At 70.6% G+C, this 20,918-nt stretch carries 24 protein-coding genes; 15 read left to right on the top strand and 9 right to left on the bottom strand.

Going from position 1 to position 20,918, the window contains the following annotated elements; translation table 11 throughout:
• Window positions 1–56: 56 nt before the first annotated feature.
• The 5 genes from CFP71_RS21685 to CFP71_RS21670 are packed head-to-tail and all read right to left on the bottom strand — an operon-like array spanning window position 57 to window position 3,547.
• Window positions 57–965, bottom strand: a complete 909-nt coding sequence (locus CFP71_RS21685) for a LysR family transcriptional regulator (protein ID WP_093935714.1) — start codon at window positions 963–965, stop codon at window positions 57–59.
• 4 nt (window positions 966–969) lie between these two features.
• Window positions 970–2,319 carry a HAMP domain-containing sensor histidine kinase gene (locus CFP71_RS21680; RefSeq protein WP_093935712.1) on the bottom strand — a complete coding sequence of 450 codons (1,350 nt, stop codon included), beginning with the start codon at window positions 2,317–2,319 and terminating at the stop codon, window positions 970–972.
• Window positions 2,316–3,005: a response regulator transcription factor gene (locus CFP71_RS21675; RefSeq protein WP_093935711.1), complete on the bottom strand. Its 690-nt coding sequence runs from the start codon at window positions 3,003–3,005 to the stop codon at window positions 2,316–2,318. The genes CFP71_RS21680 and CFP71_RS21675 overlap by 4 nt, the downstream gene beginning before the upstream one ends.
• 12 nt (window positions 3,006–3,017) lie before the next feature.
• Window positions 3,018–3,182: a hypothetical protein gene (locus CFP71_RS44265; RefSeq protein ID WP_167406223.1), complete on the bottom strand. Its 165-nt coding sequence runs from the start codon at window positions 3,180–3,182 to the stop codon at window positions 3,018–3,020.
• Entirely contained in the window at window positions 3,179–3,547 is a 369-nt protein-coding gene (locus CFP71_RS21670) for a hypothetical protein (protein ID WP_093935709.1), read from the bottom strand. Before CFP71_RS21670 ends, CFP71_RS44265 begins: the two co-directional genes overlap by 4 nt.
• Window positions 3,548–3,620: 73 nt before the next feature.
• Between CFP71_RS21670 and CFP71_RS21665 the strand changes: the two genes are divergently transcribed.
• The 4 genes from CFP71_RS21665 (at window position 3,621) to CFP71_RS21650 (ending at window position 7,358) form a co-directional block, all read left to right on the top strand.
• On the top strand, window positions 3,621–5,420 hold the full coding sequence (locus CFP71_RS21665) for a CocE/NonD family hydrolase (protein ID WP_093935708.1): 1,800 nt from the start codon (window positions 3,621–3,623) through the stop codon (window positions 5,418–5,420).
• A gap of 469 nt (window positions 5,421–5,889) precedes the next feature.
• The gene (locus CFP71_RS21660) at window positions 5,890–6,327 is read left to right on the top strand and encodes an SRPBCC family protein (RefSeq protein WP_093935706.1); all 438 of its coding nucleotides are present in this window, start codon (window positions 5,890–5,892) and stop codon (window positions 6,325–6,327) included.
• 51 nt (window positions 6,328–6,378) lie between these two features.
• Complete coding sequence (locus CFP71_RS21655) at window positions 6,379–6,960, top strand: TetR/AcrR family transcriptional regulator (RefSeq protein ID WP_093935705.1); 582 nt, start codon at window positions 6,379–6,381, stop codon at window positions 6,958–6,960.
• 35 nt (window positions 6,961–6,995) lie between these two features.
• Complete coding sequence (locus CFP71_RS21650; RefSeq protein WP_093935704.1) at window positions 6,996–7,358, top strand: winged helix-turn-helix transcriptional regulator; 363 nt, start codon at window positions 6,996–6,998, stop codon at window positions 7,356–7,358.
• On the opposite strand, the gene CFP71_RS21645 is transcribed toward CFP71_RS21650, so the two are convergent.
• A complete protein-coding gene (locus tag CFP71_RS21645; RefSeq protein ID WP_093935703.1) occupies window positions 7,348–7,998 on the bottom strand; it encodes a response regulator transcription factor in 651 nt (216 codons plus the stop codon). The two genes, CFP71_RS21650 and CFP71_RS21645, sit on opposite strands and share 11 nt — an antisense overlap.
• Window positions 7,995–9,203, bottom strand: a complete 1,209-nt coding sequence (locus CFP71_RS21640) for a sensor histidine kinase (protein WP_093935702.1) — start codon at window positions 9,201–9,203, stop codon at window positions 7,995–7,997. The genes CFP71_RS21645 and CFP71_RS21640 overlap by 4 nt, the downstream gene beginning before the upstream one ends.
• Window positions 9,204–9,317: 114 nt before the next feature.
• Between CFP71_RS21640 and CFP71_RS21635 the strand changes: the two genes are divergently transcribed.
• On the top strand, window positions 9,318–10,772 hold the full coding sequence (locus CFP71_RS21635; RefSeq protein ID WP_093935701.1) for an ArnT family glycosyltransferase: 1,455 nt from the start codon (window positions 9,318–9,320) through the stop codon (window positions 10,770–10,772).
• A gap of 2 nt (window positions 10,773–10,774) precedes the next feature.
• The gene (locus CFP71_RS21630; protein WP_093935700.1) at window positions 10,775–11,428 is read left to right on the top strand and encodes a GOLPH3/VPS74 family protein; all 654 of its coding nucleotides are present in this window, start codon (window positions 10,775–10,777) and stop codon (window positions 11,426–11,428) included.
• Here the strand turns inward: CFP71_RS21630 and CFP71_RS21625 are convergent.
• On the bottom strand, window positions 11,408–12,031 hold the full coding sequence (locus CFP71_RS21625) for a TetR/AcrR family transcriptional regulator (RefSeq protein WP_093935699.1): 624 nt from the start codon (window positions 12,029–12,031) through the stop codon (window positions 11,408–11,410). The two genes, CFP71_RS21630 and CFP71_RS21625, sit on opposite strands and share 21 nt — an antisense overlap.
• A 95-nt stretch (window positions 12,032–12,126) precedes the next feature.
• Between CFP71_RS21625 and CFP71_RS21620 the strand changes: the two genes are divergently transcribed.
• From CFP71_RS21620 to CFP71_RS21600, 5 genes are all read left to right on the top strand, one after another.
• Complete coding sequence (locus CFP71_RS21620) at window positions 12,127–12,630, top strand: PH domain-containing protein (protein WP_093935698.1); 504 nt, start codon at window positions 12,127–12,129, stop codon at window positions 12,628–12,630.
• Window positions 12,627–14,132: a PH domain-containing protein gene (locus CFP71_RS21615; protein ID WP_093935697.1), complete on the top strand. Its 1,506-nt coding sequence runs from the start codon at window positions 12,627–12,629 to the stop codon at window positions 14,130–14,132. The genes CFP71_RS21620 and CFP71_RS21615 overlap by 4 nt, the downstream gene beginning before the upstream one ends.
• Before the next feature lie 572 nt (window positions 14,133–14,704).
• Entirely contained in the window at window positions 14,705–15,466 is a 762-nt protein-coding gene (locus CFP71_RS21610) for an isocitrate lyase/PEP mutase family protein (protein WP_093935696.1), read from the top strand.
• Window positions 15,467–15,476: 10 nt separating this feature from the next.
• A complete protein-coding gene (locus CFP71_RS21605) occupies window positions 15,477–16,496 on the top strand; it encodes an aminotransferase class V-fold PLP-dependent enzyme (RefSeq protein ID WP_093935695.1) in 1,020 nt (339 codons plus the stop codon).
• An 88-nt stretch (window positions 16,497–16,584) separates the two neighbouring features.
• On the top strand, window positions 16,585–17,196 hold the full coding sequence (locus tag CFP71_RS21600) for a hypothetical protein (RefSeq protein WP_167406222.1): 612 nt from the start codon (window positions 16,585–16,587) through the stop codon (window positions 17,194–17,196).
• Between the two features lie 92 nt (window positions 17,197–17,288).
• Here the strand turns inward: CFP71_RS21600 and CFP71_RS21595 are convergent, their stop codons facing one another.
• On the bottom strand, window positions 17,289–18,224 hold the full coding sequence (locus CFP71_RS21595) for a ferritin-like domain-containing protein (RefSeq protein ID WP_093935693.1): 936 nt from the start codon (window positions 18,222–18,224) through the stop codon (window positions 17,289–17,291).
• 135 nt (window positions 18,225–18,359) lie between these two features.
• Between CFP71_RS21595 and rimP the strand changes: the two genes are divergently transcribed.
• The 4 genes from rimP to CFP71_RS21575 all read left to right on the top strand — a co-directional run.
• Window positions 18,360–18,899, top strand: a complete 540-nt coding sequence (gene rimP / locus CFP71_RS21590) for a ribosome maturation factor RimP (RefSeq protein WP_093935692.1) — start codon at window positions 18,360–18,362, stop codon at window positions 18,897–18,899.
• Window positions 18,896–19,936, top strand: coding sequence for a transcription termination factor NusA (nusA, locus tag CFP71_RS21585; protein WP_093935691.1), 1,041 nt, complete (start codon window positions 18,896–18,898; stop codon window positions 19,934–19,936). The genes rimP and nusA overlap by 4 nt, the downstream gene beginning before the upstream one ends.
• A 23-nt stretch (window positions 19,937–19,959) precedes the next feature.
• Window positions 19,960–20,262 (top strand): YlxR family protein, encoded by a 303-nt coding sequence (locus CFP71_RS21580; RefSeq protein ID WP_093935690.1) that lies wholly within the window; start codon window positions 19,960–19,962, stop codon window positions 20,260–20,262.
• A 145-nt stretch (window positions 20,263–20,407) separates the two neighbouring features.
• The coding region (locus CFP71_RS21575) for a translation initiation factor IF-2 N-terminal domain-containing protein (RefSeq protein ID WP_208636002.1) at window positions 20,408–20,918 on the top strand (511 nt) is incomplete at its 3' end.

Raw genomic sequence — 20,918 nt, 5'->3', positions numbered from 1 at the left:
CTTACCACTCACGACCACCCCGACCGAGGCGAGTGGTGAGCGGTGAGAGGTGCCAGCTAGGTCGAAAGCGGTTCGGCGAAGATCTCCCGGACCCCGGCGACGAGCTCGGTCAGGTCGCCGTCCTCCGCGCGGTCGCGTCGCCACACGAGAGCGGTCTCCAGCTGAGGCTGGAAATCCGCGAACGGCAGGATGGTCGCGCCGTCGACCAGGAACAGGTGCATCGGGCTGGCCGGATCGAGCATGGTGATCGAGAACGACGAGCCGTTCGCGACCAGTTCGGAAATGCCCGAATACTCGGTTCCGCCGACTTTGAGCCTTTTCTTGATACCCGCGTTCGACAATTTCCGGTCCATGTCGTCCGAATAGGCGGGAATGCTTTCCGACGCGGACGGGATGTAGGACAGATCACCCAATTCGGCGATGTCCACCGTTTCCCGGCCGGTGAACCGGTCGGCCGGGACGACGGCGCCGAGCCGCTCGACCTGCACCGGGATGATCTCCAGCGCGGGATCGGTGACCGGCATCCGGACCAGCGACAGCGCGAGTTTGCCCTCGTGCACCGCGGCGAGGAGATCCGGCGTCGTCCCGGGCCAGCGTTTGAGTTCGAACCGGTCGTGACAGCGTTCTTCGAGCCGTTTGACGCGTTCCCGCAGGGCCGGGTGCACGCCGGCGGGCATGCCGACGAACACGGTGCTCCGCCGCGGTTTCACCGCTTCCTGCAAACGCCAGGGAATCGCGTTGACCTGGTCGAGGACGTCCCGCGCGATCGGCAGCAGCGCGGAGCCCGCCGCGGTGAGCGTGACGTGGTGGGTGCTGCGGTCGAACAGCCGGTGCCCGAGTTCGTGTTCGAGGTCCTTGATCCGCTGGCTCAGCGGGGAGGCGGCCATATGCAGTTTCCGGGCCGCCTGGGAGAAGTTCAGTTCCTCGGCGACGGCCACGAAGTACCGCAGGTGCAACATCTCCACGTGGTCACCCTAACCGGAAGGCGACGGTGAACGCCGCTCCGCCTTCCGGCGCCGGACCGGCCGTCAGCGTCCCGCCCATGCGGGTGACCAGGCCGTGGGCCAGCGCGAGCCCGATGCCCGAGCCGACCGGACGGCTGTCGCGGTAGCGCTTGTTCAGGACACCGCGTTCGAACGCGACCGGGTAGTCCTCCGGTGCCAGGCCGGGGCCGCCGTCCCGTACCGCCAGCCTCGCCTGCCCGTCGGCCGCCACCAGGGAGAACACGATCGGCGCGCCCGCCGGAGTCACTCGCAGCGCGTTCTCGGCGAGCCCGTCGACGACCTGGCGGAGCCGCCTTGGATCGGCGACGACGGGGACCTCTCCGTCCGGCCGCTCCACCAGCAGCGTGACGTTCTGCCGGGCACATCGCAGGCGCCAGACGTCGGCGCATTCGCCGACCAGCGCGGCGAGGTCGAGACGTGCCGGATCGAGCCGGAACTCGTCGGCGCCGAGTCTCGCCAGCTCCAGCAGGTCGCTGACCAGGCGTTCCAGCCGGGCCGCCTCGCGGTGGATGGTCTGCCCGGCCCGCCGCGCGTCCTCGCCTTCGGCCACGCCGTCGCCGATGGCCTCGGCGAAGCCGGTGACGGCGGTCAGCGGCGTCCGCAGTTCGTGCGACACCGACAGCAGGAACTCGCGTTGCCGCGCTTCGCTGTACTGGAGCGCGTCGGCGAGTTCGTTGACCGACTTCGCCACGTCCGCGACCTCGGACGGCCCTTCGACCGGAACGCGCAGGTCACGGCGTCCGGACCGCATCCCGCTCGCCACCGACGCGGCCCGCCGCAGCGGCCGGGACAGCATCCGGCTCAGCACCAGGCCCGCGATCGCGGCCACGGCCAGTCCCGCGCCGAGGGCGAGCACGGTGTTCCGGACCAGCATCCGCCCACGCGCTTCACCGAGCTTGGTCGATTGGACGAGCGCGAACGCGGCGCCCTTCGCGCCGACAGTGCGGCCTTCGACGAGATACTGCTGGCCTTCGACGAGCACCGTGCCCGAGCGGCCGAACCCCGCCTTGGTGGCGGCGATCGACGCCACCGTCCCGGCCCCGTCGAGCGTCCCGTTCGGACGGCGGACGACGACGTCGATCCCTTGCCCGCGAACGACTTCCGCGGCCTTGCCGATACCGAGCCGGTTCCCGATCCCGGTCTCGTCGAGCTGGCTCGCGACCACGTCGGCCTGCGCCGAGAGCGACTGCCGGAGCACGTCGGTCCCGGTCGTGCGGATGAGCCGGGCCGCGACGAGCCCGGCGACCACCACCGCGACCGCGGCGATCGCCAGGCACACCACGGTGATCCGCAGCGCGAGCGACGTCCGTTTCATCCGGCGTCCGCCGCGTAACCGATCCCGCGGACCGTCCTGATCGGACTGTGGCCGCCCAGTTTTCCGCGCAGCTGGGCGATGTGGACGTCGACGGTCCGCGTTCCCGCCGACGCCGCGTACCCCCAGACGGAGCTGAGCAGCTGCTCGCGGCTGAACACCTGGCCGGGCCGTTTCACCAGGTGGGTGAGCAGATCGAACTCCGTCGACGTCAGCGCGACCTCCGTTTCGGCGGCCCAGACGCGGCGCTGGCCGACGTCGACGCGGACACCGCCCACCGTGTACGTCTCGGCGGGCGGTGCCGCTCCGGCGGCGCGGCGCAGGACGGTCCGGACCCTGGCCGAGAGCTCACGCGGGCTGAACGGTTTCGTCAGGTAGTCGTCCGCACCGATCTCCAGGCCCAGCAAGCGGTCCAGCTCGTCGTCGCGGGCGGTCACGAACAGCACCGGCGTCCAGTCGCCGTTCGCGCGCAGCGTCCGGCAGATCTCGATACCGTCCATTCCGGACAGTCCGATGTCGAGCACGATCGCGGCCGGTCGCACCCGCCGGATCGTGGCCAGCGCCGCGCCGCCGTCCGCCTCGACTTGCACGCCGAATCCGTCCCGCCGCAGGTACAGCGAGGCGAGCTCGGCGATCGCGGGGTCGTCCTCGACGACCAGCACCAGCCCGCGTCCCGGTTGTGTCGTCACCGGCAGATCCTGTCACGGGGCCGGGTCGCCGGCCATGTCCTGCTCGATCGAGTCGAGGGTGCGCTGGACGTCGCTCAGCTCGCCCGGCGCCGGGCTCGACGTCGGCTTCTCGTCGGTGCACGCGGCCGCGCCGAACAGCGCGAGCGAGGTCAGGGCCACGGCGAGGAGGCGTTTCACTTGCCCGCCTTGCAGTGGGCGCCCGCGAAAGCGTCCAGTTTCTGCTTCGCGGCGGTGAGTTCGGGGAGCCGTCCGCCGCGCTTGTCGGCGCGCTTCTGGAGCCTGTCGGCGGTGTCGTTGTGGCCCTTCTTGCGCTGGTCCTCGGCCCTGGCCTTGAGGTTCGCGACGGAACCGCGGATCTCGGGGCCGCCGTTGACGCGGTCGGTGAGCTTCGTGGTGCGCTCGGTGAGTTTGGGCAGCCATTCGGTGCACAGCTGCTGGGACTCTTCGGGGCTGAGCGTGATCGGGGCCTGGGCCGAGGCGGCGGGGGCGATGGCGACGAGCCCGGCCGCGACGAGGCCGGCGGCGATGGTGTGTTTCAGCATGCGAAGAGCCTCGCGCGGGCGGATACGAGGAATGTGGGGGAAATGTTCGGGTTCTGTAAGCGATACTCGGACGATGGGGCTGAAGACCTTGACCGCCACCGTCGTGGCGACGTTGTTGTTCACCGCCGCACCGGCGATCGCCGCGCCACCAGCGTTCGTCCTGCGGGACGGCGTCAGCGAACCGGTGTTCTCCTACGAGAAGGCCATCCGGGAGACCGCCTGGGTGGAGACCGGTCAGGACCTCGACCGCGACGGCCGGGTGGACCGGGTCGCCGCCGACATCATCCGTCCGGCCGAACCGGCCGCGCGCGGGCAACGCGTTCCGGTGATCATGGACGTCAGTCCCTACTTCGAGAAGATCGGGCGCGGGAACGAGCGCCAGCCGAAGACCTACCTTCCCGACGGCACGCCGTCGCAGTTCCCGCTGTTTTACGACAACTACTTCGTACCGCGCGGGTACGCCGTCGTACTGGTCGACGTCGGGGGCACCAATCGCTCGTCCGGGTGTTTCGACGACGTCGCCTCCGGCAACGGGGTCGTGAACTGGCTCAACGGGCGTGCTCAGGCTTTCCGGACCCCGTTCGGGCCGGAGCGGGTCCGCGCGGGCTGGGCGAACGGGTCGGTCGGCGCGATCGGGAAGTCGCAGGACGGGGCGACGGCGATCGGGATGGCCGCGTCCGGGATCGAGGGTTTGAAGACGATCGTGCCGATCGCCGGGGTCAGTTCGTACTACGAGGTGCACAACGCGGACGGCGCGTACTTCGGCTGGGCGGGCGGCCCGGGTCTCTACAACGAGCGGGCTGAGAAGCTGTGCCGGCCGTTCGAGGAGGACAACGCGCGGCGCGCGGGCACGGACGGGAACTTCAACGAATACTGGCGCGGGCTGGACTACGTCGCGAAGACCGGGAAGGTACGCGCAAGCGTTTTCGCGTCGATGGGCTTCCATGATCTGAACGTCAACCCGATCCAGTTCGGGCCCTGGTGGGAGGCGCTGAACGCGTACGGCGTGCCGCGCAAGGCGTGGCTGCACCAGGCGGCGCACGTCGACCCGTTCGACCTCGACCGGTCGCTGTTCGTGCGGACGCTGCACCGCTGGTTCGACCGGTGGCTGCTCGGCGTGCGCAACGGCGTCGAGACCGAACCCGCGATCCGGATCGAGCACACCCCGGACCGATGGGCCGACGAACGCCACTGGCCGCCCGCCGGGCACTCGCGCGCCTTGTGGCCTTCGGCGTCGGGCGGGCTGGGGAACAGGCCTTCGCCAGGCGCGGCTTCGGTGACCGAAGACCCGGCGCGCGGGGCGTCCCAGTGGGTGGAGGACCCGTCGCGGACCAGGCCGGACCGTCTCGTCTTCGCGGGTGAGCCCGTGCGCGCGGACACCCGGATCGCCGGGACCGCCACGGTGACGGTGACCGCCCGTTCCGACAAGCCGAGCGCGCGACTCGGGGCGGTGCTGGTCGACTACGGGCCCGCGACCGTGCGGAACACGAAGTTCCCCGCGCTGGGCACCAAGGACCTGACGACCCGGTCCTGCTGGGGCGCGGGCACGGCCGCGGACACCGGATGTTTTCTCGACACCGTCGCGGATCCGACCACCGTGGACAAGCAGATCGTGGCGACCGGCTGGGCGGACCTCGGCCACCATCGGTCGCTGTGGCGGGGCGAGCCGCTGGAACCCGGCAAGGCGTACACGATGACGTTCCGGCTGAGCAGCCTCGACCACGTCGTCCCCGCCGGGCACCGGCTGGCGCTCGTGCTGGGCGGGACGGACGCGGACATGTTCGACCCGGCGTTGCCCGCGCCCGGTGCCCGGGTGACCTTCGAACTGGGCGGGACTTCGCTCTCGGTACCGGTCGCTTCCCGCGTTAAATGAGAGGAAAGGCAAAGGTGGCGTGATCGAGTCTCCTGCCGAGCAGGGCTTTCGCGACCCGACCTGAACCCGCCTGCGGGAGCGGATCGCGACTTCGGTCGTCCACATGCGACACCCCTGCCAGCTGGAACGCCCGTTTTGGGTACTTTGCGTAGCTTTTCGAAGGGGTCGTGAGTGGTAAAGAGGGTTAGAACCCTCCTTGCCACTCACGACCCCACGCAGAACCGCTCATACGGGCATAAATCAGACGCTCGAACGCTGCTAAGTGTCCCCTGTGGACACTCGGCCGCGACCGGCCCGCCGGCCAGTCCGAACCCTGCCCTCACGCCTCCACGATCCGGCCGTCGTGACCGGTCAGCCGGGGTCGGTGAGAGTGTCCCGAGCGCCACGCCTGGGACACTCATCGTCTCGAGCGTGGCGCTCGGGACGTGTTCGGTACGGCGCCCATCGTCGAGGGAGAGAAGGAGTCCGCATGGCGAAGATCCAGCGCATTTCCGCGAACGGCCACACGAGCGCGAGCCCCGAAGCCGTCTACGCCCTCCTCGAAGACCGCGAGCACTGGCCCGACTGGTCCCCGCTGGGCAAGTTCCGCCTGCTGGAGAAGGGCGACCAGAACGGCCTCGGCGCCATCGGCGTCTTCAGCACCAACGGCGTCAACGCCTGCGAAGAGGTCATCGCGCTCGAACCCGGCAAACGCTTCGGCTACACGCTGCGCAAGGGGATGCCGCTGCGCGACTACCGCGCGTACGTCGACCTCACGCCCGCGCTCGGCGGCACCGACATCCACTGGCACGCGTCGTTCGTCCCCAAGATCCCCGGCACCGGAGGGCTCTACCGCCGGTTCCTCGGCCGCTTCTTCGGGCGCATGGTCGACGGCCTCGTGGCGCGGGCCTCGCGAGGCGCCCCATAAAGTAGGCGCATGGCAGCCCCACGACGCACGCAGGAGGAACGCAGCGCCGCGATGCGCGTCAGGCTGCTCGACGCCACGATCGACTGTCTCGTCGAGTACGGCTACGCGGGCACCACGACCACCCGCGTCGCGGATCGCGCCGGGGTGACCCGCGGCGCGCAGGTGCACCATTTCCCCACCAAGACCGACCTCGTCACCTCCGCGATCCGGCATCTCGCGGCCAAGCGCACCGAGGTCGCGATGGCCGAGATCGACCGGCTCAAGGCGTCGGCCGACCCGGTCGGGGACGCGCTGCAGCTGCTGTGGGAGATGCATCAGGGCCCGGTCTTCTCGGCGACCGTCGAGCTGTGGGTGGCCTCGCGAACCGACGCGGAACTGCGCGCCCAGATGGCGGTGGTCGAGCCGATCGCGACGAGCAGCCTGGTCGAGTTCGGCAAAGCGCTGCTGCCGGACCATTCGGCGCATCCGGAGTTCCTGCACGCGGTGTACACGGCGATGGACGTCGTCCGCGGCATCCTCATCGCCAGCTGGGCGACCCGCGATCAGACCGAACTGGAGGCGCGCTGGGAACGCGGCCGCCGTCACCTGATCCTGCTGTTCGAGGCGCTGATGCAGCCCACTCCCTCTCACTAGGCGTGTTACTCTCCCGGAGAGAGTGAGGAGGTCACGTGCTCGGAAACCCGTACGACCCCGACTGCCCCACCCGCGCGCTGCTCGACCGCATCGGCGATCAGTGGACCGTGCTGATCGTCGGCGTGCTCGGCGACGGCCCGCTCCGGTTCACCGAGATCGGCAAACGCGTGCGCGGCATCTCGCAGAAGGTCCTCACGCAGACGCTGCGCAGCCTCGTCCGCGACGGCATCCTGACGCGCACCGCGTACCCGGAGATCCCGCCGCACGTCGAGTACGAGCTCACCACGCTCGGCCGCAACCTCGCCGAACCACTCGAGATGCTCGACAAGTGGGCCCGTGTCCACATGGGCGAGGTCCTCGACGCGCGCCGTGCCCACGACGGGCAGCTCACCGCTTGACCAAGCCGGCCTCGTGCGCCAGCAGGCCCGCCTGGGTCCGGTTCGTGCAGTCCAGCTTCACCAGCATCCGCGACACGTAGCTCTTCACCGTCGCCTCGGCCAGATGCAGCCGTGCCGCGATGTCCGCATTGGACAGTCCTTCGCCGAGACAGGCCAGGACATCCGTCTCGCGTTCGGTCAGCCCGTCGGTCTTCCGGCGCGCGTCGTCACCGCGACGCCGTCCGTCCGCCGACATCGCCACGAGCCGCTGCGCCGCTTCGGGGGAGAGCACCGTGTGCCCGTCCGCCGCGACCCGGACCAGGCCGATCAGGTCCTCCGGCGGCGTGGACTTCACCAGGAACCCGGCCGCGCCCGCCCGCAGCGCGCGGATGACGTAGGTGTCCGCGTCGAACGTCGTCAGCGCGACGACCGCGGGCGGCTCGGGGAGTTTCGCGATCCGTTCGATGGCGGTGAGCCCGTCGACACCGGGCATCCGCAGGTCCATCAGCACCACGCGCGGCCGGTGCCGGACCACGGCCTCGACCGCCTCGGCGCCGTCCTGGGCCTGCGCCACGACCTCGATGTCGGCCGCGGAACCGAGGATCGTCCGCAGATGCGCGCAGACCATCGGTTCGTCGTCGACGACGACCACCCGGATCACCGATCTCCTTCCGCCGTCGGGACGTAGGCCGGAAGTATCGCACCGACGCGGTACCCGCCGCCCGTTCGCGGCGCCGCGTCGAAGCGGCCGCCGATCAGCTCGACGCGCTGCCGCAGCCCGGCCAGTCCCGCGCCGGAACCGCTCCCCGCCAGCGCCGGATCCGGGGCGGCGCCCGCCCGCGTGTTCTCCACGGTGATGTCCAGCCCGCCCGCGTGATAGCGGAGTTCGACGGTCGCTGTCGAGCCCGGCGCGTGCTTGCGGACGTTCGTCAGCGCCTCCTGCACGACGCGGTACGCCGTGCGGGCGACGGTGGGGGAGATCCGCCCGGGATCGCCGTGCACGGTCAGTTCGGTCGGGATGCCCACCGACGCCGATTCCGCGACCAGCGTCGCCGGATCACCCGCCGCGCCGTCGGTGAGCGTGCGCGGCCCGGCGTTCGCGCCGTTGCGCAGCACCCCGACGAGATCACGCAGTTCGTCCAGGGCCAGCGCGCCCTCGCGCCGGATGTCCTCGGCGGAGGTCCGCACCGCCTCGTCCGCCGAGACGACGCCGAGCGCGCCGGCGTGCAGCACCATCAGGCTCAGCCGATGCGTGACGACGTCGTGCATCTCCTCGGCCAGTTTCCGCCGTTCCTCGCCGCGGGCGCGTTCGGCGAGCAGGTGCTGTTCGCGTTCGGCGCGTTCGGCCCGGTCCCGCAGCGAGCGCAGCAACTGGCGCCGCGCCTCGAAATACAGCGAAAGCGTGGTCGGCAGCGCCGTGCCCAGGAGGCCGAACGGGGTCGTGTTCCACTGCGCGTCCCACGGCCGCGACGCGCAGACCACCAGGATCGCGGTCAGCCAGAGCAGGGTCCGCCGGTCGATCAGGCGGGCCAGCTGGCTCAGCACCACCGGGGTGATCGTCGGGACGGTCATCAGCGTCAGCTGCCGCTCCGGCACCAGCAGCCCGGGGGAGAACAGGTCGGAGGCGAGCATCAGCAGCCCGCCCGCCACGACCAGCCCCGCGACCAGCCGCGGATACCGGAACAGCAGGATCAGCGAGAGATCGAGGGCCACCTGCAAGGTGACGCCCGCGGCGGGGCCCGCCCAGCCTGTCGTCGGTTCGCCGAACACGTACAGCGTGATGTCCAGGCCCACGAAGGCGAACGCGGCCAGCGTGAGCCACAAGGTGTCGACCGGACCCGGCCGGAACGACCTGCTTCTTTCCACCCGGTCACGGTAACCAGCAGCTCACCGACGGCGGGGAGATCCGCAACTTTCGTCTATCCGATCACCCTCCTTACCCGGTTTCCCGCCACGACCGTCTCCGGTGGACTGGAGCTCATGGACATCGCGACCCAAACAGTCCGAACAGGACGGGAGCAGGCCTTCGCCCGGCTACCGGTGTTCGTCGTCGCCGCGCTGGCCGCCGCCGCGCTCCTGGCCACGAGCGGCCGCTACGCGCACGGCTTCGACGAGCTGTACTTCTTGATGGCGGGCCGGGAACACCTGGCGTGGGGGTACTTCGACCAGCCACCGCTCATTCCCGCGCTGGCCGGGGCGATGGACACGCTGTTCCCCGGTTCGCTGGTGATGCTGCGCCTGCCGATGGCCCTGGCGGCGGCCGCCGGAGTGGTCGTCACCGCGCTGATCGCCAGGGAACTGGGCGGCGGCCGCGGCGCGCAGGTGCTCGCGGCCGGGCTCTACGCGTCGTCCGGGGTGATCGTCGTCAGCCACTGGATCGGCACCTACGTGTTCGACCCGTTCCTCTGGACGGTGATCGTCTGGCTGGTCGTCCGCTGGGTGCGCGTCCGCCGGGACGGGCTGCTGGTCTGGGCGGGCGTGGTCACCGCGATCTCGCTGGAGACGAAGTTCCTCATCCCCGCCTTCTGGGCGCTGGCCTTGCTCGCCGCGCTCGTGCTCGGTCCGAGAGAGCTCCTGCGGCGCCCGAAACTGTGGCTGGGCGCGGGAATCGCCGTCGTCGCGACGATCCCGACGCTGGTCTGGCAGGCCTCGAACGGCTGGCCGTATCTGATCATGAACGACGTCGTCTCGGCGGAGTTCCCCGGCACCTGGCCCTTCCTGCGCGACGGGTTCCTGACGGCGGGCGTCGGCGCGGGCGTGCTCGCGTTCGTCTACGGCCTCGTCCGGCTGATCTTCTCGCGTGAACTGCGCGGCTATCGCTTCCTGGGGGTAGCTGTAGCCGCGCTCATCGTGGCGTTCCTGCTGCTGCACGGCCGTTCCTACTACCTGATGAGCGTCTTCGCGCTGCCGTTCGCCGCGGCGGCGACCGGCTTCGCCCAGCATGTTCCCAAGTGGCGGCTGGTGGCCTGGCCCGCGATGGTGCTCTCGGCGGTGATCACCCTCGCCGGCCTGCCGATCTACCCGGCGACCATGACCCGGACGAGCTTCGGCCCGATCACGCTCGGCAGTTCCTTCGCCGGAGGTGAACTGCCGCAGCAGGAGCTGGTCAAGGCGGTCGGCGAGACCTACGCGGCGCTGCCGCCGGAGCAGCGGGCACGCACCGCCGTGTACGCCGAGATCTATCCGTTCGCCGCCGCGACCGAGTTCTACGGTCAGCGGTACGGCATCGATCACGTTTACAGTGGCCACCGCGGCTACTGGTACTTCGACCGGCCACCGGAGTCCGCGGACAGCGTGCTGTTCCTCGGCTTCGATCCGGGCCTGCTCAAGCCGTACTTCACCACGGTGACCCCGGTGGTGGAAGGGCTGCTGTGGCGGTATGACGGCAGACAGGGTTCCTGGGACGAAATCTGGCCCAAGCTGGAAAGGCATTGACGATGACCGAACTTTCGTTGCCCGCCAAGGCATATCTGCTCGCCTGTGACGTCGGGAAGAACAAGCTGCGCGACCGGCAGCGGGCGCGCCTGATGATCCGCGGTGCCGCGCTGACCGACCTCGTGCTGCGCGGCCGGGTCGCCGACGCCGACGGCAAGGTCGCGGCGTCGGGCGCCGGGCCGACCGGTGACCTCGTCCTCGACGAGATGCTCACCGAGATCGCGGGAGAAAGCCCCCGCAAGTGGAAATGGTGGGTGCGCAAGGACGCGCGCGGCACGTTGGAGGCACTGGAGTCCCAGCTGGAAACGGCGGGCGTGATCGAGCTCAAGAACGGCAAGGTGCTCGGCCTGTTCCCGTCGCGGAACCCGATCGTGCGGGACACCGCGACCGTCGACAGGCTGCGGGCCTCGGTCGATCAGACCTTGCGCGGACCTTCGCCGGTGTCCGATGTGGACGCGAGCGACGCCGCCCTCACCGCGCTGGCCGCGGCCGTCGAGCTCAAGGACGTCGTTTCCGGCAAGGACAGGCGTCAGTACAAGGACCGGATCGAGGAACTGGGCGAGCGGGGCGGGGACGCGGTTCCCGCGCTGCGGAAGCTGTTCCGGGAACTGCGCGCGGTGCGGGCGTCGGCCGTGTCATCCGGCAGCGGGAGCTGAGCCGAACAGCCGGTCGAGGTAGTAGTCCACAGTGGACATCGCCTCGTCCGGCGTCCGGTGCTTCATCACGATGTTGGTGCCCTGCGAATCGGCGAGCGCCCACAGGATCGTCGATTCGTGCATCGCGTCGGCCGACTTGTCGACATCGCCCGCCTCCTGGCCCTGGCGGATCAGCACGGCGAACAGTTCGAACAGCTGCGGTACGCCATCGGTGAGCGCGACCCCGAAGGAGGGGTCGGAAATCGAGCGGATGAAGAACGCGACGCCCATCAGCCAGTCGCCGCGACGGCGTTCGTCGAGCGGCAGGATCTCGGCGATGATCGCGCGCAGGATGGACCGGGGTGTCGAAGGCACCTCGCCGGACTCCAGCCGGGCCTTGATGCCCTCCTCGTAGAGCTGCGAGCGGCGCTCGATCGCGAACAGCAGCATCTCGTCCTTGGTCTTGAAGTAGTGCTGCACCAAGCCCATCGACATGCCCGCCTCGGCGGCGACGTGCCGCAGGCTGACCCCTTCGAGACCGCGCGTGGCCGTCAGCCGCGTCAGTGCCTCGGCGATCTCCGCGCGCCGCGCGGCGTGATCCACCTGCTTCGGCACCTTCACCATCCATTCCGCCGTTTGCAATGCGATCGCATTGCCACTACTGTCCCACGCTATTACGATGCGATCGCATTGTAAACGATTCGTCGGGGGAGGATTCGGTGGAAGCCGATCGGGGGAAGGTGCGGCTGAGGCCGCCGCGGAACGCGCTGGACAAGCGGGTCGTGGGCTGGTGGCGGCTGCAGGGAACGCTTTTCTGGATCTCACCGGTGCTGGTGTTGGTGCTGCTCGGGCTGCTCATCCCGCCCGCGCGATTCTGGCTGCTGACGCCGGCGGCGGTGTTCGCGGTGCTCGGCCTGGTCTGGGTGCTCGCGATGCCGGTGTGGTGGTTCAAGGTGCACCGCTGGGAGGTCACGGAGACCGCGGTGTACGCGCGTTCCGGGTTCTTCTGGCAGGAGTGGCGGGTCGCGCCGATGTCGCGGATCCAGACCGTGGACACCCTGCGCGGGCCGCTGCAGCAGATGTTCGAGCTCGCCACCGTCACGGTCACCACGGCGTCGGCGCGCGGCGCGGTCAAGATCCGCGGGCTCGACCACGAACTGGCCGCGAGCCTGGCGGAGCAGCTCACGGAAACGACGCAGGCGACGCCGGGTGACGCGACATGACCTCGGACGAGTTCGAGGGCTGGAGCACGCTCGACAAGCGGACGCTCCCCGTCACCGCGCTGACGATGACGGGCGCGGCGATCGCGGCGGCGATCCCGACCGCGGCCGCGATCGTGGGCGGTGGAGGCCGGCTCTGGGTCGCTTTCGCCTGGGTCGTGGGCGGTGGGCTGGTGCTCATCGGCGGTGGCGTGCTGGCGGAACTGTTCTATTGGAAGGGAGTGCGGTACCGGGTCACGCCGGACCGGCTGGAGACGGCGTTCACCCTGGTCTTCCGCTCGCGGAAATCCTTGCAACGCGAACGGATCCGCAACGTCGACCTGACCGCCAACCCGCTGCACCGGCTGTTCGGCGTCGCCGTGGTGACCATCGGCACCGGCTCGCACGAGTCGGGCGGGCAGGGCAGGATCAAGCTCAACCCGGTCTCGCGCGCCGAGGCCGAGCGGCTGCGCGCGGATCTGCTGCGCCGCGCGGAAATCGCGGAAACCGACGACGACGCGCCGCTCGCCGAGCTGGACCGGAGCTGGATCCGCTACGCGCCGATGTCGTTCCTCTCCCCGGCGCTCGGTCTCGCCGCGGGCGGCGGGCTCATGCAGGTCTCCGACTGGGCGGGGTTGCAGAAGGGCCTGATCGACTGGGTGATCGGTCTGTTCAGCGGTATCCCGCTGGTGGTGGCGATCCTGATCCTGCTGGCGATCGCGATGGTCGTCGGCGTGATCGGCGCGCTGGGCCTGTGGATCGAGATGTGGTGGAACTACCGGCTCGACCGCGAAGCAGGCGGCACGCTGCGAGTGCGGCGCGGGCTGTTCACCACACGCTCGATCTCGATCGAGGAACGCCGGATGCGCGGTGTCGAACTCGTCGAGCCGCTCGGGAACCGGATCTCCGGCGCGGCCCGCGTCGACGCGATCGCCACCGGCATGCGGCAGAGCGACGACCAGGACAAGACCGACTACCACACGCTCCTGCCCGCCGCGCCGGTCGCGACGGCCACCCGGATCGCCGCGGTGGTCCTGCGCGAACCGGTTTCGCCGACCGAAGCCGTCCGGCTCGACGGGCATCCCCGCGCCGCGCGGGGACGGTTGCTGCGCTGGTGGGTCGGTTCGGTGGTGGTCCTGCTGGCGATCTTCGCGATCCTCGGCTTCCTGCTGACCGACGTCCTGCTGGTGATCGGCGCCGCGCTCGGTGTCGTCCTGCTGCCGGTGTCGGTGCTGCTGGCGCTGGACGCCTACCGCAACCTCGGGCACGGGATCACCGGGCGATACCTGGTGGGACGGCACGGGACCGTGCGGCGGAGCACGTTCGCCCTGGAGCGCGACGGCGTGATCGGCTGGACGGTCAAGCAGTCGATCTTCCAGCGGCGCAAGGGATTGCTGACCGTCGTGGCGACCACGGCGGCCGGGACCGGGGCGTACTCGGTGTACGACGCGGGGGAGGAGCAGGGCCTGCTGCTCGCGGAGGAGTCCGTCCCGGACCTGCTGACGCCTTTCCTCGAACGAGCCTGACCCCGCACTCAGGTGATCATGCACCGCACTCATGTGCTCAGAGACGGAACTCGCGTGCTCAGAGACGGAACTCGCGTGCTCCAGGCCGGAACTCGCGTGATCAGACGCCGCACACTCGAGTGCGGCCTCCAGTCACGCGAGTTCCGTCTCTGATCACGTGAGTCCCGTGCTCAAGCACGAGAGTCACGCCTGCGGGCACCTGGCTCTGCAAGAGGTGCCGCGTGACCGCCGGACGGCACGTGTGCCCAGCCGGACGGCACATGTGCTCAGACGGACGACACGTGTGCCCAGCCGGACGACACGCGCGCGCCCGCGATCCGCCGTGTGTCGTCCGTGTGATCACCCGTGTCGTCCGTCCGGACACGTGTGTCGTCCGTCTGAGCACACGTGCCGTCCCTCCAAGCACGCGAGTTCCGTGCTCAAGCACGCGAGTCACGTGCCCGAGCCCGCGAGTTCCGCCTTCAAGCACGCGAGTTCCGTGCCCGAGCACGCGAGTCACGTGCCCGAGCCCGCGAGTTCCGCCGAGTGACACTTCGGCCGCCACCGAAGCGTCCACTGGCTACCGTCGTGCCATGACCGCATTCGCCGCACTGCACGTCCCCGGTTCCCCGCTGCTCCTGCCGAACGTCTGGGAGTTCGGCTCGGCCGCCTTCCTGGCGGCGCAAGGTTTCCCGGCGCTCGGCACGACCAGCCTCGGGGTCTCGGCCGTCGAGGGCGAGCCGGACGGCGCCCCGTCCTCGAAGGACGCCACCGTCCGGCTGGCCCGGCGGCTCACCGGGCTGGACGCGCTGATCAGCGTCGACCTCGCCGACGGGTTCAGCGACGATCCGGGCGAGGTCGGCGCGCTGGCGGCGGAGCTCGCCGAGGCCGGGGTCGCGGGCGTCAACCTCGAAGACGTGCTCGGCGATCCCGGGCGGCACGCCGCCAAGATCGCGGCGGCGAAGGAACACGCTCCCGGGCTCTTCGTCAACGCGCGTACGGACACGCATTGGCTGGGTGACCCCCGCATCGAGGCCGCGATCGAGCGCTCTCTGTCCTATGTGGACGCAGGGGCCGACGGCGTGTTCGTGCCGGGGCTCGCCGATCCCTCGGACGTCGAGCGGCTGGTCAAGGCGGTCGAGGTGCCGGTGAACCTGCTGTTCCTTCCCGGCAAGGTCACCGTCGCCGGTTTGGCCGGGCTCGGTGTCGCGCGCGTCAGCCTCGGCTCGCTGCCGTACCGGATGGCGCTGGCCGCCACTCTCCGCACCGTCGAGGCCGTCCGCGACGGTGGCGAGCTCCCGTTGACCCCGCCGTCCTACGCCGACGTCGCGGCCTTGCTCCCGGAATCTCATTAGCCTCGGGAGCATGCAGACCTTCGGAGCCGAATTCGCCGTCCCGCCCGGATATCTGAACACGCCCAGCATCGGCATCCCGCCGTCGCACGTGGCCGACGCGGTGGCGGAGGCGGTCGAGCGGTGGCGGCGCGGCGAGGCCCGTCCGACGGACTTCGACGAGCCCGTCGCGCGGACGCGGGCGGGGTTCGGCGCGCTGATCGGGGTCCCGGCGGAGCGGGTCGCGATCGGGGCGTCGGTCTCGCAGCTGATCGCGAACGTGGCGGCCGGGCTGCCCGACGGCGCGAGCGTGCTGGTCGCCGGGAACGACTTCACCAGCGTCACCTTCCCGTTCGCGGCCCAGGCGCACCGCGGGGTGAAGGTCACCGAAGTCCCGCTCGCCGAGCTTTCCGAACGCGTCGACGGACACGACCTCGTCGCGGTCAGCGTCGTCCAGTCGGCCGATGGCGCCCAGGTCGACCTCGACAGGCTCCGGGGCGCGGCCGAGGCGGCGGGCGCGGCGGTCCTGCTCGACGCCACCCAGGCCGCCGGCTGGCAGCCGCTCGACCTCGGCTGGGCCGACTGGGTGGTCGCCGCCGGGTACAAATGGCTGCTCGCCCCGCGCGGGGCGGCGTGGCTGGCCGCGCATCCACGGGTGCTGGAGCGGGCGGTGCCGGTCGCGGCGAACTGGTACGCCGGGGAAGACCGCTGGCAGACCGTCTACGGCCTCCCGCTGCGGCTCGCGGAGGGCGCCCGCTCGCTCGACCTGTCCCCGGCCTGGCTCGCGTACGTCGGCGCCGCCGCCTCGCTGGACTATCTCGGGTCCTTGGACCTCGACGCCGTCCGCGCGCACTGCGTGGGTCTCGCCGACTCACTCCTCGAAGCGCTCGGCTCACCCGTTCAGGGGAGTGCGATCGTCTCGCTCGACGCTGACGCCGACAAGGTGCGGGAAGCGGGCATCGTGGCCGGTACCCGGGCCGGACGGCAGCGTGTCGGGTTCCACCTCTACAACACCGCTGACGACGTCGAACGCGTGATAAGCACGTTCAGGTGAACCGCCGGACCGGCGTGAACTACCGTATGTTCCCGTGGTTGGTGCGCAATTTACTCCGGGACCGACGGAAACGGCCCGGCTTCAGCCGGTGCGACCGGCAGGGCCGCCGCCCGCGCCGAAGCCGTCGAGGGACACCAAGGCCCTGGCGCTGAAAGGCGCCGGTCTGGTCGCCATCGCGGTCGTCTCCGCGCTGCTGTGGTGGGTGATCCGGCACGAGCCGGAGCCGACCCCGGTCGCGGACACGCCGTCGAAGACCGGGCAGTTCCAGTACACGCTCGCCGAGGGGCCGCAGGTCACCACCGACTGCGTGAGCAAGGCCTACGGCCAGACCAAGGACTTCTTCACCCAGACGCCGTGCACGCGGCTGTCGCGGGCGCTGTACACGACGGAGTCCGGCGGGAAGAAGGCGCTGGTTTCGGTCGTCCTGGTGACCATGCCGGGCGAGGTCACCGCGACCCAGCTCAAGGCGCTCACCGACAAGGACGGCACGGGCAACGTGTCCGACCTGGTGCGCGACGGCACCTTCAAGGCACAGGGGGCGCCGAAGATCTCGGGGCAGGACGCGGCCTACGACTCCCACGTCACCGGGCCCGAGGTGGCCATCGTGCTGGCCGGTTTCTACGACAAGCAGAAGGACAAGCCGCTGCTGGAGCGGATCGCGACCGACGCCTTGCGGCTTTCGGGCGACCTGCGCCGCTGAGTCAAGCGCTATGAAAGGCCCCTTCATCGCAAAATTTGCAATGAAGGGGCCTTTCATAGCGCGCTAAAGGGACCGAAGCCGCCCGGAAGACCTCAGACCGACTGACCCGGCATCGCGATCGCCACCGGCTTCGCGCCGAACTCCGCCCGCCAAGCCGTCCCTCGCCGGGCCGACCCGACCAGCGCGTTCAGCGCCGTCGTCCGCAAAGCCGCGTCGTCGGTCCGGTCGATCACGCCGAGCCAGGCCGCCGCCACGTCCGACTCGGCCGTCGCCACCAGCTCCATCGCCGAGTTCGCGTCGGTCACCGGCTTCGGCGGCACGTACGCCGCCTCCGGTCCGGCCGGCGGCTGCCCCGCCGCGGAAAGCATCCGTTCGCAGACGTTCCGCCGTTTGACGTGCTCGGCCGTACCCCGCGACACCGCGCCGCCGAAGGCCGCGGGCAGGTACGCGCTGACCAGTCCGTACACCCAGATCGCCGCGTGTTCGGCACCCAGCGCCTGCTGGACGGCGTCCGCCGTCTCCCCGCTGAGCTGGACCCCGGCCGGCACGTCGACGGCTCCCGCGTCGTCGCCGCGGCCGAGTTTCTCCGAACTCTGCTGCAACGCCGCGCAGCCCGCCGCGATCGAGGCGACCATCCCGGCGCGATAGCGGGGCAGCGAAGGCACGAGGCCCTCGGCCTGTTTGCGGGCGGCGGCGAGCCGTTCCTTGAGCGCGTCCACCGACGACGGCGGGGTCTCGGCCGGGCCGGACTGCTCCGGCTTCGGCCGGTTGAGCCGGTCCACCTCGGTTTTGAGTGCCGCCGCGTGCGCGGCCCGCGCTGTCGCGACAGCCTCACCCTCGGCGCCGAGCGCCTTCGCGCCGGCCGCGTCGGTCTCCGCCGCGCGCAGCAGCGGACCCAGCGGGTCGGGGCTTTCGTCGAACCCGGGGGAGCAGGCGGCCGCCAGCGGCACGGCCACCGCGGCCAGCGCTCCCATCCGCAGGAAAGTGCGACGGCTCGGCAAGGTGGGCTCTGTCGATCTTCCGGTCACGCCGCCCCATCCTGCCAGTACCCCGTGCGGGGCCGCCGCTCGCGCGTCACGCGGGGGTCACCAGATAAGCTGGCCCACTACCGAACCCGGATCCACGCCGCCGGGTCGCCCACAGCCGAACAGGAGCGCTCCACCGTGCCCAACGACCTCGCCAGCAGGCTGGAGCCCATCGTGGCCGAAGCCGTCAAGGCTGCGGGTTTCGACCTCGATTCCTTCGAGGTCCAGCAGGCAGGCCGCCGTCAGCTGGTCAAGGTCGTCGTCGACGGGGACGACGGAGTCGGGCTGGACGAGGTGGCGGGCGTCAGCCGGGCCGTCTCCGCCGCGCTCGACGAGAACGAGCACGTGATCGCCAGCGCGTACACGCTCGAAGTCACCTCGCCGGGCCTCGACCGGCCGCTGACCCTGCCGCGGCACTGGCGCCGCGCGAAGTTCCGCCTCGTCAAGGTCACCCCGGCCGAGGGCGCCGCGTTCATCGGCCGGGTCGGGCACGCGGGGGAGAAGTCCGCGCGCGTGCTCGTCGACGGCGAGATCCGGGACGTCGGTTACGCCTCGGTGGCCAAAGCGGTCATCGAGATCGAGTTCAAGCAACCACCTGCCGAGGACCTGAAACTGTTGGAAACCGATGCGTCGGCCCTGAACGCCGCCACCACGGAGCCGAAGGAGGAGCCGAAGTGAACGTCGACATCGCAGCGCTGCGCGCGATCGAACGGGACAAGGACATCCCCTTCGAGACGGTGATCGAAGCGATCGAAACCGCGTTGCTCACCGCGTACAAGCACACCGAGGGCCACCAGCCGCACGCCAGGATCGACATCGATCACAAGAGCGGGCTGGTGCGCGTCCTCGCGCACACCCTGACCCCGGACGGCCAGACCGACGAGGAATGGGACGACACCCCCGAGGGTTTCGGGCGGATCGCCGCGACCACCGCGCGGCAGGTCATCCTGCAGCGCCTGCGCGACGCCGAGCACGAGAAGACCTTCGGCGAGTTCTCCGCCAAGGAGGGCGAGATCGTCGCGGGCGTGGTCCAGCGCGACGCCCGCGCCAACGCCCGCGGCATGGTCGTCATCCAGGTCGGCGACATCGAAGGCGTGCTGCCCTCGGTCGAGCAGGTGCCCGGCGAGTCGTACGAACACGGCAGCCGCATCAAGGCCTTCGTCGTGACCGTCGCGCGCGGCAACCGCGGCCCGCAGATCACGCTGTCGCGTTCGCACCCGAACCTGGTGCGCAAGCTGTTCGCCCTCGAGGTCCCCGAAATCGCCGACGGCACGGTCGAGATCGCCGCCGTCGCGCGCGAGCCCGGACACCGGACCAAGATCGCGGTCCGCTCCACGGTGCCCGGCGTCAACGCCAAGGGCGCGTGCATCGGCCCGGTCGGCGCGCGGGTGCGGAACGTGATGAGCGAACTCGCGGGCGAGAAGATCGACATCATCGACTTCTCGGAAGACCCGGCGAAGTTCGTCGGGAATGCGCTGTCGCCCGCGAAGGTTGTGTCGGTGAAGGTCGTCGACGAGCGGGCCAAGACCGCTCGCGTCGTCGTCCCGGACTTCCAGCTTTCGCTCGCGATCGGCAAGGAAGGGCAGAACGCCCGCCTCGCCGCCCGGCTCACCGGCTGGCGGATCGACATCCGCAGCGACGCCGCTCCTGAGCAGGGTGACGAAGCACACGCCGGGCAGGCGCGGCCCGCCGCGGCAACCGGTTCGGCTGAGTGAAGGTCGAAGCGCTAGACTTACGAGTGGTTCAGCGTCCGCCGCCGGGAACCGACCCCCTGCAAGACCGGGTAGCCCCGGTCCGCACCTGTGTCGGTTGCCGTCGGCGGGCCTTGATCGGCGAGTTGCTGCGAGTGGTCGCGGCGGACGGCCGGCTGATCGTCGACGAACGTCGGCGGTTGCCGGGCCGGGGTGCCTGGTTGCACCCCGTGCCGGACTGTCTTGCCAAGGCCGAGCGGCGCAGGGCGTTTCCCCGAGCACTTCGTGTTCCGGGGTCGCTCGACGCCCAGGGTGTCCACGAACGCCTGGAGCGGCTCGCCGAGGAATGAAGGGCGCCGGGACATCCCCGGTGCCGGATGGAATCAGGAAGCAGGTCGACCCGTCATGAGTCAGCCGTGAAGCTGAATCAATGAACGCGCGACAATAGGACGAGGTCTGCGGGTCTGCCGCCGGCCTCCCCAGATGAGGAGAGCTGTGCCAGGCAAGGCCCGAGTACATGAGCTCGCGAAAGAGCTCGGCATCACCAGCAAGGAAGTTCTCGCCAAGTTGAAGGAACAGGGCGAGTTCGTGAAGTCCGCGTCGTCCACCGTCGAGGCGCCGGTCGCCCGCCGTCTCCGTGACGCGTATCCGTCCAAGGACGGCAAGAGCAAGAAGCCGATCCCGAACCCGGGCCCGCCGGCGCGTCCCGCGCCGCCCGCGAAGCCCGCCGCCCCGGCTCCGGCCGCGAAGCCGGCTCAGCCCGCCCCCGTGGCGAAGACCGAGGCTCCGGCCGCCCCCGCGGCGTCCACCCCGGCCCCGTCGGCTCCGGCTCCGGCCCAGTCGTCCCGGCCGACTCCGGGCGCCCGCCCGGGTCCGCGCCCCGGCCCCCGGCCGCCGGCGCCCAAGGAAGAGGTCGCTCCGGCGGCGAAGGCCGCTCCGGCCGAGCCGAAGCAGGAGACCCCGGCAGCACCGGCCACCCCGCCGGCGTCCCAGGCGCCGTCGCAGG

Origin of the sequence: Amycolatopsis thailandensis (assembly GCF_002234405.1) — a bacterium.
Taxonomy (GTDB): domain Bacteria; phylum Actinomycetota; class Actinomycetes; order Mycobacteriales; family Pseudonocardiaceae; genus Amycolatopsis; species Amycolatopsis thailandensis.
Note: the sequence above shows the minus strand (reverse complement) of the source record. Positions and strands in the feature narration are given on the sequence as shown.

Bases quoted from the DNA above. Each gene is read 5' to 3' on its own strand.
- CFP71_RS21665 (WP_093935708.1), top strand. From the start codon at position 3,621: ATGGGGCTGAAGACCTTGACCGCCACCGTCGTGGCGACGTTGTTGTTC.
- CFP71_RS21625 (WP_093935699.1), bottom strand. From the start codon at position 12,031: ATGGTGAAGGTGCCGAAGCAGGTGGATCACGCCGCGCGGCGCGCGGAG.
- CFP71_RS21635 (WP_093935701.1), top strand. From the start codon at position 9,318: ATGGACATCGCGACCCAAACAGTCCGAACAGGACGGGAGCAGGCCTTC.
- CFP71_RS21615 (WP_093935697.1), top strand. From the start codon at position 12,627: ATGACCTCGGACGAGTTCGAGGGCTGGAGCACGCTCGACAAGCGGACG.
- CFP71_RS21610 (WP_093935696.1), top strand. From the start codon at position 14,705: ATGACCGCATTCGCCGCACTGCACGTCCCCGGTTCCCCGCTGCTCCTG.
- CFP71_RS21680 (WP_093935712.1), bottom strand. From the start codon at position 2,319: ATGAAACGGACGTCGCTCGCGCTGCGGATCACCGTGGTGTGCCTGGCG.
- CFP71_RS21630 (WP_093935700.1), top strand. From the start codon at position 10,775: ATGACCGAACTTTCGTTGCCCGCCAAGGCATATCTGCTCGCCTGTGAC.
- CFP71_RS21655 (WP_093935705.1), top strand. From the start codon at position 6,379: ATGCGCGTCAGGCTGCTCGACGCCACGATCGACTGTCTCGTCGAGTAC.
- CFP71_RS21605 (WP_093935695.1), top strand. From the start codon at position 15,477: ATGCAGACCTTCGGAGCCGAATTCGCCGTCCCGCCCGGATATCTGAAC.
- CFP71_RS21660 (WP_093935706.1), top strand. From the start codon at position 5,890: ATGGCGAAGATCCAGCGCATTTCCGCGAACGGCCACACGAGCGCGAGC.
- CFP71_RS21670 (WP_093935709.1), bottom strand. From the start codon at position 3,547: ATGCTGAAACACACCATCGCCGCCGGCCTCGTCGCGGCCGGGCTCGTC.